Here is an 11,208-nt window from a genome sequence, read left to right as displayed (position 1 = left end):
GCCTTGCATGTATTAGGCCTGCCGCTAGCGTTCATCCTGAGCCAGGATCAAACTCTCCATCGTAAATTCTATTGAAAATCAAATTGACTGATTCGCAAAAGACTAGCTATTAAACCTTAACTTACTCATCATTTCAAAGAGCTAACCAAACTTTTTTCTTTCGAAAAAAACTCACATCGTTTGTGAGAATCACGTGTTTGGGGTTGCAAAGGTCTGAATTTGAATTCTTATTTCCAAATTTTATTTTTGATTTTTTTACTCTTCAAAAACTCATTTAGAACAACCTTTTCAATTTTTTCCCTCACTCATTGTTTGGGGTTGCAAAGGTCTGAATTTGAATTCTTACTTCCAAATTTTATTTTTGATTTTTTTATTTCTCAAAATTTTATTTGGAATTTACCTTTGTTTCTTCCCTAACTCGTTGTTTGGGAGTGCAAAGGTAGGTAGTTCATTTTATTATCCAAGACCTTTTTCGAAAAAAATTGACAATTATCAAAAGTTCTTTAAATAGTAAAATGCTACTTACTTAATAGTGCAATTTTCTAAGTATTTTCACTAGATAAGTGACCACAGATTATCTACGCCCAGTATTCTGCGGGAAGTAAAACCTTCTCCATACTTTACGCCTATATAGTGTCCATACTCTTTTGATCTGGCTTCCAAAAACTCTAAAAACTCGGGAGAAGAAATATAACTATTGGGTTCTTTACTGTTAGGGTCATGAAATTGGCTACGAAACGCTCGGATGGCCTCTTCTTTCTTTTTCCAGTAAGGCGTTATATCTACTACAAAATCAGGCTTAATGTATCTATCTTGGGTAAAGTGGTAGATAAACTTAGGCCGCCAAGCCGCCTGAGCGTTTCCAAACTCATCAAATGTATCTATTTGGCGCAGTCCAGATAAGAAACAAGCATCATAAATGAGGTTTGCCCCTTTCCCATGGTCGGGGTGCCGGTCTTCTTTGGCGTTGGCTAAGACTATCTCTGGTTGGTATTTCCTTATATAAGGTACAAGGGACAGCTGGCTTTCCTTATCATTTTGAAAAAAACCATCTGCTAGTCCAACATTATCTCGGACTTCGGCACCAAGTATTTTGGCCGCTGCTTCAGCTTCAGCCCTACGGATTTCGGGGGTTCCGCGGGTTCCTAACTCTCCACGGGTCAGGTCTACGATTCCTACACGCCGTCCTTGGGCTATGGAAGCCAAAATAGTACCAGCGCATCCCAACTCTATGTCGTCAGGATGCGCCGAAATTGCTAGTATATCAAGTTTCATTATTATTTATTTTACGCGAAGCTTTTGGCCGATTTGTAATCGTGCGCTTAACCGAATGCGGTTCTTTTGTGCCAACTCAGAAGCCGACATACCATATTTATTGGCAATGGAGTCGAGGGTTTCTCCCCGGCGTACTCGATGCAGAACGGTACGTTTTACTGCCGCTTTACTTATATCAAACTCACTATCAAACGCTTTTCCGCCTCTGAGGTGATCCCATACACGGGGTGATAAAACAAAACGCTCGCTCCGAATGGTTTGTCCGGGAAAATCCCAAACCCATGCAGGACTAAACGGGTTGCCCTCGTAACGATTTTCATAATGTAGGTGGTCGCCATAGCTTCGACCCGTATTTCCTCCCAATCCAACCATATCGCCCGCTTTTACGAGCTGCCCTACTTCAACGGTTGTTTTTGATAAGTGACCATATAAGGTTTCGAGACCATTGTAATGACGAACCAGCACGAATCTTCCGTAACCGCCACCATTGTAAGCAACTACCCGAACAATTCCGTCGTAAGTACTATATACTGGATCGCCAGTATTTAAGTCTAAATCCATTCCTTCGTGCCATCTTCCCCAACGAGGGCCAAACTGTGAAGTCACTTTTGCTTCGCTCGTGGGAAGATTCCAAAAACGCCCTTTTCCAGGATCATACAATCGAAGGGTTAAATTATCTTCAAATTCTAGCGGATTGAGGTTGTAGGGGTCGATGGTTTTTGAATCCCAGATGGTGTAGTAATCAGCTACCTGAACCCAATCATCTCCAACTTGAACAGAATCGACAATTTCGGCAACGGTTGTTTCTCCTTCGTCAATGGTTCCTGTGGTATCGTCTGCTACGGTTGGATTAATTTCTTTTACTGGCTCAAACTGGTTGGAGAACCGCATTTTGGGCGTAGTAGATTCAAACTCCTCAAATTCGTCTTTTTGGGGCTTGATTACAGGGGTACTGACTTTGGGTTCCTCTGTTTTGTTGGGCTTAATTTTTGGATTTTTTTTGAAGAGACCTTTCTCTTGTGCTTGCAAGCCCGAAAAGCAACCAATGGAAAGGAGTACAAACAAGTAAGCAAACTTGGCTTTCATCAGCGATTGGTTTAGCCGACTTTTGAGTAGGGGGAACGCATCCATGCCTACTCAAAAGACGAAAGTTAAACATTAGTGTAAGCCTTTCTCCGCCAAATAACGTTCTGCATCCAACGCGGCCATACAACCGGTACCTGCAGCCGTTATGGCTTGACGATAAATGTTGTCTTGTGCATCGCCGCAGGCAAATACACCTTCTACATTCGTCTTAGAACTTCCTTTGATGGTTTGGATATATCCTGCGCCATCCATATCAATGTATTCTTTGAAAATATCGGTGTTGGGTTGGTGCCCAATGGCTACAAAAAAGCCAGTAACATCCAGTACAGTCGATTCACCAGTCTTAATGTTGCGAATTTTTGCACCCGTCACTTCTCCATTACCAATAATCTCTTCGGTTTCGGTATTCCACAATATTTCGATGTTGGGCAATGATTTGACACGGTCTTGCATAATCTGCGAAGCCCTCAACTCATTACGACGAACAATCATGTAGACTTTTTTGCAAAGTTTTGACAAATAGCTGGCTTCCTCACATGCCGTATCTCCTCCTCCTACAATTGCAACCTCTTGATTACGAAAGAAAAATCCATCACAAACCGCGCAAGCCGATACTCCATGCCCATTCAGGCGTTGCTCTGATTCCAAGCCGAGCCACTTTGCAGATGCACCAGTAGCGATAATGACGGTTGGCGATTCAATAAGATGGTCATTATCAATCCAAACTTTATGAAGGGTGGGATCCGAAAAATCTACTTTTGTTGCTAATCCGTATCGAATGTCGCTACCAAAACGGCGCGCCTGCGCCTCAAAATCCATCATCATTTGGGGGCCCTGTACTCCTTCTGGATAACCAGGGTAATTATCAACCTCGGTCGTGATGGTCAACTGACCGCCAGGCTGTCCGCCTGTGTATAAGACTGGCTTCAAACCAGCACGAGATGCATAAATTGCTGCTGTATACCCCGCAGGGCCTGAACCAACTATTAAACAAGAAACTTTTTCTGAAGACATTACGAAATTACGATTAAGATTCAACGATTTCTCGACGGTTTTTATAATAAATTCTACAACCCATTCCTAAAAATCGTTCATCTATTCAATGCAATTATTTGCAAAAGAGTTGCAAAATTAAGTAAAAAAGTACCGGATAACAAAACGAAAGGAGGCCGCTTTTCAAAACTCACCAAATGCGCCATTCTATCCGTCGATTAAGCTGTCGATTCTCTTCGGAGGTATTCGGAGCCATCGGTTTGGCCTCTCCAAACCCAATCGCGCGAATGCGCTCACGGGAAATCCCCGCCGTAATCAGGTAGTCTGCCACGCTTTGCGCCCGTTTTTGGGAAAGGATTTGATTTTGTTTGGAATCCCCTACGTCGTCGGTATGGCCCGCGATTTCGATGCGCAAGGTGGACTGGAGTTTCAGCTCTTCAATCAACTTGTTGAGTTCAGTTCGCGATTTATCCTGAAGGTCAGCCTTTCCTGTTTCAAAATAGATATTACTCAAAACCCCGAACGTGTTAAGGTTCATCGGTTCCAATTTAATGTCAAGTTGCAGCCCCTCGGCCTTGTTTTTTTGCGTGTAATCAAAGGATAAACTTTTATAAAAATATCCCGCAGCGTTTACGTACAATCCCCATTCGCTTCCGTTGGGCAGGGTAGTGAGATACTGTCCGTTTTCGGTATCCGTCGAAAAGCGTTGAACAACCTTTCCCGTCTTTAAATCAATTAATTCAAGATTTGCCTTCACTGATTTTCCCGAGCGGGCGTCTGTTACAAGCCCTTTTAAGTAATTGGCCGCGTTGAATTTTTGTTGCAGCTCGGTCGGCACTCTAAACCGATATAATCTGGATACCCGCTGATTTCCAACCCGCTTGGTATCCAACGAATAATAGCCGTATTGGCTGTCCGACGTAATGACCAAAGCCACCTGATTATCTGACGTATTAATAGGATAGCCTAAGTTCTCGGGTTTTTGCCAGCCCGTAGCGGTGCTGTCGGAGAAAAATAAGTCATAGCCGCCAAAGCCTTGATGGCCTTCGGAAGCAAAAAACAGGGTATGGCCATTGGCATGTAAATAGGGTGAGGCTTCGTCGTCGGGGGTGTTGACTGGCCCTCCAATATTTTTTGCGGCACTCCATTCACCATTTTTTTGAAGAGAAGTGTACCAAACATCTCGCCCTCCGATACCCCCTTTACGGTCGGATATAAAATATAAGGTGCGGCCATCGGGCGACAGCGTTGGTTGCGACTCCCAAAAAGGGGTATTTACGTTGATTCCGATGTTTTTGGGTGCGTCCCAATCTTTACCGTTTTTACGGCTGATGTATAAATCACAACTTCCGTAGCCATCTCGACGGTTACAGGCCGTAAAAACCAGCGTGCGGCCATCGGCCGACAGCGTTCCTGTTCCTTCATTTTCAGCAGTGTTTATTCTATCCGAAATCGACACAGGCACAGTCCAACGGCCATCTTTAAAATGGGTAATGTACAAATCTTCATCGTTTTCGGGTCTTAATGCGGTAAACAAGAGTGTTTCTCCGTCGGCAGTCAAGGCGGGAAAATACTGAAGAATGAATTGATTGACCGTGTCCGATAATTCTTCAGGACTAATGACCAAGGGATTTTCGATGGCTTTCTCGCCAAATGCGCAGGTGAGCAACTGCCGTTGTGCGCGCTTTTGGGCTACACTATTCGGTCGTAATAAAGGAATATAGTGGGTTAAATCGCTTTTAGCCTGAGCATATTCACCCGCTCGTAAGTGATATTCGATGAGCTTTTGATAGGCGGCAGCCGACTGCGGCGCATCAGGCCGCAACGTAACTACCTTTCGGTAAGATTGCAAAGCCAAATCGGGCTGCGTATAAATTTCATACAGCTGGGCTTTGCGAAAATGGGCTTCAGCAAAAGTGGAATCGTACTTCAGGGTTTCGTCGGTCCACCGATTGGCTTGCTCGTAATTTTTCTCATTGAAAAACTTTGTACTTCGCTCAAATGCTTCAATCGCTTTTTTGTTGCCAGAAGCATTAGGGAGGAAGGATTGGGGAGATTGGGCAAAAAGCGACGAAGAAATAAGGAGACTAAAAAAGAATATACTCCTATTTAGCACGGCTGAGGATTGCAATAATCTCGTCCAAAACAATCGTTCATTATGGCTCTTTTTCATTCTTATGTTATTCAATTACTCGCCAAGAAACCCTACGATTTAGACGACGAGCCTCCTCTGATTTATTATGAATCAAGGGTTTACGACAACCAAACCCTTCTGCGCATAAACGTTTTGAATCCACACCATTCATTATCAAATAATGAACCACTTTTTTTGCCCTATCCAAAGAAAGCTGTTCATTATACTTGCTATCACCCAAATCATCGGTATGCCCCTCTATAATCAACTTAACAGACTTATTTTTTTCCAGAAAATACCCGAGTCGGTCCAATTCTCCACTTGATGCCGCCTCTAATTCAGCGCTTCCTGGCACAAACAGTACATTTTTTAATACCTCACTTTTATCAGAATGGAAACGCACTAATGCTATTTCCATTTCCTTATTTTCAGTGATTGCAGCCGAATCTACCTTAAGTATTTTAGGGTAATACCCACTGCTTTCCACTAAAACAAACGCATCTGCCCAATTAGGAAAAATAACCACACACTTACCTGTAGAGTCATTGGTTGCGTAGACCGACAGCGGAAATGATGATATGCGTTGATTATGGATAGTTAACGTAGCTTTAAGAGGTTTACGTATTTCGGCATCCAATACTTTTCCTTTCAGAACAAACGTTCTTGGACACAAAGCCGCCAGTGTATCTGGCAATTGCAAGTAACAAATCTTAGAGCCTGCCGTTATGCCGTCCTCTTTATCAGCCAACTTGTATTTGTATGAGTAAAATGCCTGTCTACAATCGGGGGCAATGTAAAAACCCTGTTGGTCTGCAAAGTCATTCAATGGATACCCCAAATTAACAGGAACAGACCAATGAGTACCGGTCAATTGGGAAAGATATACATCAAAACCGCCCATTCCTTCTCGACCGTCTGAAGCAAAAAAGAGCGATTCATTGTTGGAGTGAATAAAAGGCGAAATTTCATCAAACGCTGTATTAACGGTTTTTCCAAGATTTTGAGGGCTCGTCCACTCACCCGAAGTGTCCAATTGGGCAACCCAAATATCTTTCCCACCAACTCCCAAGGGGCGGTCGGACGAGAAATACAATGTACGTCCATCTGCCGAAAGGCCCGGCTGCGACTCCCAATTTTGAGAATTAATAATCGGCCCGAGGTTTTGGGGCAATTGCCACGTTTGGCCTATTCTTTTAGAAATGTATAAATCACAACTGCCAAGGCCGTCTGGGCGATGACATGCCGTAAAGACTAGGGTGTTTCCATCGGCAGAAATACTACAAGTCCCTTCGTTTTTATCGGTATTTATTATCCGAGAAAGACTACGGGGAACAGACCAGCCAGTTTCTTCTTTTTGAGAAACCAACAGATCTTCATCCCCCCGAAAACGGGTAAAAATCAACGTCTTTAAATCGGCCGTCAAAACGGGATAACTTTGAAAATCGTTACCATTAATCGGCGAAGGTAGGAAGAAACGAGAGGTAGAATCAGCATTGACGGCCAATACCTTTTGGGCGTAAATACATTGACTCAGATATCGCTGTATGTTTTTTTGATGAGGAAGGTACGTGCCAGGGAATTTTAAATACCCCTGAAAAAAACGAACAGCTTTTGAATAAACTCCTTGGGCTAAATAATGCTTCCCAAGAATTTCATATAGATTTTTAAACGCTATTTCGGTAGAATCCAATTCTAGCGCTTTCTCATAAAAATTAATGGCCTTACCTTTTTGCGTCAAGTCCCGTTCTAACAATTGGCCGATGCGCATATAAGCGGGCGCAAATGTGCTATCTAAAATAAGAATCTCACGAAATTCTTCTAGTGCCTGTTCAGGATTAAACTGCAATGTGCGATTGGCTGCCTCAAATTCTTTCTGAGCCTGTTTTTGAACGCGCTTTTGGGCAATTGATGTGAAGGCAACCAGAAGAAGTAATAAGAAATGAAGCAACGGTAGGGTTCTACTCCTAAAATACAGGCTAAACGCTAAGGAATATCCATGTATTTGTGAGTTTGTAACGAAACGCGCCATTGCGGATGCTGTTTTACATACTCAACGATGAGAGGCGTCATTTCTTGCACACGGCTCCATTCGGGTTGAAGCAATAAGACACATTCTTTGTTGACCAAGGCAGCGTGTTGTTCGGCAAATTCAAAATCCGTTTTGTTATACACAATGACTTTCAGTTCATCGGCCTGCTCATACACGCTCGGATGAGGCGCTTTAAATTTTTTGGGAGAAAAACAAACCCAATCCCAACGCCCCGACATTGGGTGAGCGCCAGAGGTTTCGATGTTGGTATGAAAACCAGCCGCCTGCAACGCTTCGGTGAGTTGCTCCAAATTGTGCATTAATGGCTCTCCCCCCGTTACAACCGCCATGCGTGCTGGGTGCTTCAGCGCCTCTTCCACCATGTCTTTGATACTTACTTTGGGGTGCGCTTCTACATCCCATGATTCCTTTACATCGCACCACACACAACCCACGTCACAGCCTCCGAGGCGAATAAAATAAGCCGCCTTGCCGCTGTGATAGCCTTCTCCCTGAAGGGTATAAAAGGCTTCCATTAAAGGGAGTACTTCGTTCATAGCTTAAAACTAAAATGTGGCCGGCGCAAAACACCGGCCACAGAATCTTTATTTGTTTTTCGTTAGTGTAACTTACCGCTAACGCGTATTATTTCAAATCCTGAATATCTAACATTCCGACAGCTTTGCCGCCCTCGGTCACCAAAATGGTATCTACGCTGGTCTTTTTAAACAAGGCTGAGGCCGCATCCAACAAAGCATCGGCTTCAATAGAAACGGGCATTTTGTATTCAAAATCACCAATTTTCTTGCCCAGTACATCGCGGCCTTCTGAAGAAAGATAACGACGAAGGTCACCGTCGGTAAATACGCCTTTTACGCTTCCGTCGGCGTTCACTACCGTTACACAACCAAAACCATATTCGGTCATTTTAACGATGGCATCAGCCAAGGTTGTATCGGTTGAAACCGTCGGATTGACACCGTTGATGGCTTCGCCTACCGTAACCGTGATAAGGCGAGTATGCTCCACAAACTGCTGCGTACCTAAAGCCGTAAAGCTGTTTTCGGTCAAGACCTTCATAATTTTCCAAGGTACCGTAATGGTGTGACAACCCAAGTCGAGCGCGTTGCGTACGTGCTCGGCATTCCGCACCGAAGAAAACATCACCTTAGCGTCTGAGCCATAAAAATTAACCATTTCTACGCATTCGCCTATCAATTTGATGGCGTCGTAGCCTTGGTCCTGCATCCGGCCCGCCAACACGCAAATGTAGCTTGCACCTGCTGCCATGGCCATATATGCCTGCTGGATGGTATAAACAAGGTGTACGTTGACCATCATACCACGGTCACGCAACAACTTACACGCCCGAACGCCTTCCAGCGAAACGGGAATTTTAAACACGGTTTTGGCAGGATCAAGGCCCAGCGCCAATTGACGTTCTGCATCTTTCAGAATGTCTTCGGCGGTATCGCCAAGGGCTTCAATTTGTAAAACGGGAACAATCTTAGAGAGTTTCACAATCATGGCATCAAGGTCGGTGACCCCTTCGCGGTGCATGAATGTGGGTGTAGTGGTGAGACCCGCTAAAAAACCTAATTGAAACGCATTTTCGATTTCTTTAAGGTCGGCTGAATCAAGGTATAATTCCATTTTTTTGGGAAGAATTGTTAATCGTTGTATGTTAACTGCTTGCGGCAATTCGTAAAGTGTAGGTTACGATTACTCCTAAACAAGCAACTATTTTTAGGATGGTTTTTCTAAACAGGCAGCAAAGGTACGGCAAATATTTCGGTTTTGATATAACGCATTGAAGTTGAAAAGACAAGCCTTTTGGCTGGCACTTTGGTTCCATACAGTTCTGAGTACCACCCCTGCGTCTCGTGAGCCATCAATTCTTGGCTATTTTGGTCAACGGCTTTTATCGAAAATCCTTCAAAAAAAAACTCGGACGGATGCCAAATTTGGTACATTGGTACACTTTCGGGGGCGTTTTCGAGCCAATCTTCCACTAGCCAGCGGTATTCCCCTCTGTATTTAGTTACTCGACGGCGATGAATAATGTTTTTTCCTACCTGACCAAAAGCTTGAATATACCCCTCAAAGATTTGGCATGGCGGGTCGCCTGCTTCATTTTGCCATACGCCGCTCGCCTTTTTTACCCAATGGTACCACACAAAACGCGGCCCTTTTAGCATTTGGTCATGCTGGCCAAGCATCACCGTATTGTGCGAAGCCGTCCCCGCAAAATATTGGGTCCACTTTTCATCCGTATTGTAGAGATAAGAACCCGCATCGCGCAGGAGATTTTTACCGTTTACCCAAAGGTCAAAATGTAGATTATCGGCCTGAAACGGGCGGTCTTTGTAAACTCCGCAACGAATAAAGGTCAGCGCACCGCCATCGCGCAGGGTGTAGTATCCACCTTGCGGGAATTGACGATTTTCAATTTTCGATTTATGATTTTCCCCGTCAGAAGATTCACGTTTTTGTTTTGTATTATGGATAGCATTCAACCCGTACCAAAAACTATCTTCAAAATTTCCGTTTTCTATTGTCAGAACCGAAGCCAAGGCATTCAATTGGGGGCGATAATCTCGGAAATGAGTTGTATTAAGTGGAAAAAACAAAGCGCCGTCGTTGTTTCCGTAGTTGGGCAACCACCCTGATTTTTTATCCTGACAGGCCCTCAAGAATTCCACCGACTTTTGAGCACGCTCATACACCACGTTATTAAATCGCTCTCTGTTGAGTTCAGCCAGCCGAACTCCCCAAGTAAGCAGTTGAATCACCACCCGGTGATAATTCATCGAAAACTGCAAAAAAGTCCCGTCTTCGTAAATCTGATAGGCTATTTCTTCTTCAAACCATTGTTTACCAATGGTTTTCCAGCGTTTTGATTCAGGAAAGAAGGGATACAAAAGCCCTACCAGATACAACGTGAGGGTTTCGGTAATGGCGTGGTTGTTGCGAACAGCAATGCGCGAAAAATCAATATTTGCCTCTACGTGGTGCATTTGCCAATAGATGACGTGCATCATTCGCTGAAAACGCTCTTTGGTCAGGGCAGAAGAATTTTTGTAATAATGAAGGGCAAACGTCCAATTCAGCACCCGCAACGAGATTTCCTGGCTGCACCGCCAATTGGGGCCGCAATTGATTGGATTGGCTGTTATCCAACTGTCTATTTCGCCAAAAACCGTTTCTGATAAATCTTCCTTAGCATAAAAATCGTACCGAATCAATGGATATAAAAAGGCAAAACGGGATTTTTCCCAAACGTATTTTATATCGCCCGCCGTCGGTGAAAAGTCAGGAATTTGGGTCCAATGTTTTGTGGCATCGTAGCGATAACCGTTGGTTGGGTTGGTCAGCCAATCATTGACCGAATAGTAAGTTGCGCTGAAAAACAGAATGTTTCCCTTCTGATATTCGGCTACTTGTTGTTTTAACGCGTCTGAAGGTTTAAAACCGTCAGACGCGTTGGCAATGAGTTCTTCCCGACTTTCGAAGAAAAACCTTCCTTCAAGTTCTTGCCATTGAGGTGGGGTAATAAAGTCTTTTACAGGAGGATTAACGGGAAATTGGGCTTTCAACAGACCAGTCTTGCGGCGCAGTTCGTAGCGTAAACGAAACCACACGTAGCGCGGCCCCATGTTGACCAGTAAGTTGAAAAAAAACAACATGCGTT

Annotated in this window: 8 protein-coding genes and 1 rRNA gene; all 9 read right to left on the bottom strand. The window is 44.0% G+C overall.

Translation table 11 applies throughout. From position 1 onward, the window contains the following. Positions 1–63 (bottom strand): 16S ribosomal RNA (locus GVN20_RS20280); the annotation flags it as partial. A 492-nt stretch (positions 64–555) separates the two neighbouring features. Continuing rightward, entirely contained in the window at positions 556–1,275 is a 720-nt protein-coding gene (gene bshB1 / locus GVN20_RS20275) for a bacillithiol biosynthesis deacetylase BshB1 (RefSeq protein ID WP_166560092.1), read from the bottom strand. 6 nt (positions 1,276–1,281) lie between these two features. Beyond that, complete coding sequence (locus GVN20_RS20270; protein WP_229599135.1) at positions 1,282–2,361, bottom strand: M23 family metallopeptidase; 1,080 nt, start codon at positions 2,359–2,361, stop codon at positions 1,282–1,284. 72 nt (positions 2,362–2,433) lie between these two features. Next, a complete protein-coding gene (gene trxB / locus GVN20_RS20265; RefSeq protein WP_114463802.1) occupies positions 2,434–3,375 on the bottom strand; it encodes a thioredoxin-disulfide reductase in 942 nt (313 codons plus the stop codon). A 169-nt stretch (positions 3,376–3,544) separates the two neighbouring features. Next, positions 3,545–5,527: an OmpA family protein gene (locus GVN20_RS20260; protein WP_229599134.1), complete on the bottom strand. Its 1,983-nt coding sequence runs from the start codon at positions 5,525–5,527 to the stop codon at positions 3,545–3,547. A gap of 7 nt (positions 5,528–5,534) precedes the next feature. Then, positions 5,535–7,436 (bottom strand): OmpA family protein, encoded by a 1,902-nt coding sequence (locus GVN20_RS20255; protein WP_166560090.1) that lies wholly within the window; start codon positions 7,434–7,436, stop codon positions 5,535–5,537. 35 nt (positions 7,437–7,471) lie between these two features. Beyond that, on the bottom strand, positions 7,472–8,074 hold the full coding sequence (locus GVN20_RS20250) for a 7-carboxy-7-deazaguanine synthase QueE (protein WP_166560089.1): 603 nt from the start codon (positions 8,072–8,074) through the stop codon (positions 7,472–7,474). An 88-nt stretch (positions 8,075–8,162) separates the two neighbouring features. Further along, a complete protein-coding gene (locus GVN20_RS20245; protein ID WP_166560088.1) occupies positions 8,163–9,170 on the bottom strand; it encodes a transaldolase family protein in 1,008 nt (335 codons plus the stop codon). A gap of 107 nt (positions 9,171–9,277) precedes the next feature. Next, positions 9,278–11,203, bottom strand: a complete 1,926-nt coding sequence (locus GVN20_RS20240; protein WP_166560087.1) for an alginate lyase family protein — start codon at positions 11,201–11,203, stop codon at positions 9,278–9,280. Between the last annotated feature and the right edge of the window lie 5 nt (positions 11,204–11,208).

It is taken from the genome of Runella sp. CRIBMP, from assembly GCF_009905605.1.
Lineage (GTDB): Bacteria > Bacteroidota > Bacteroidia > Cytophagales > Spirosomataceae > Runella.
Note: the sequence above shows the minus strand (reverse complement) of the source record. Positions and strands in the feature narration are given on the sequence as shown.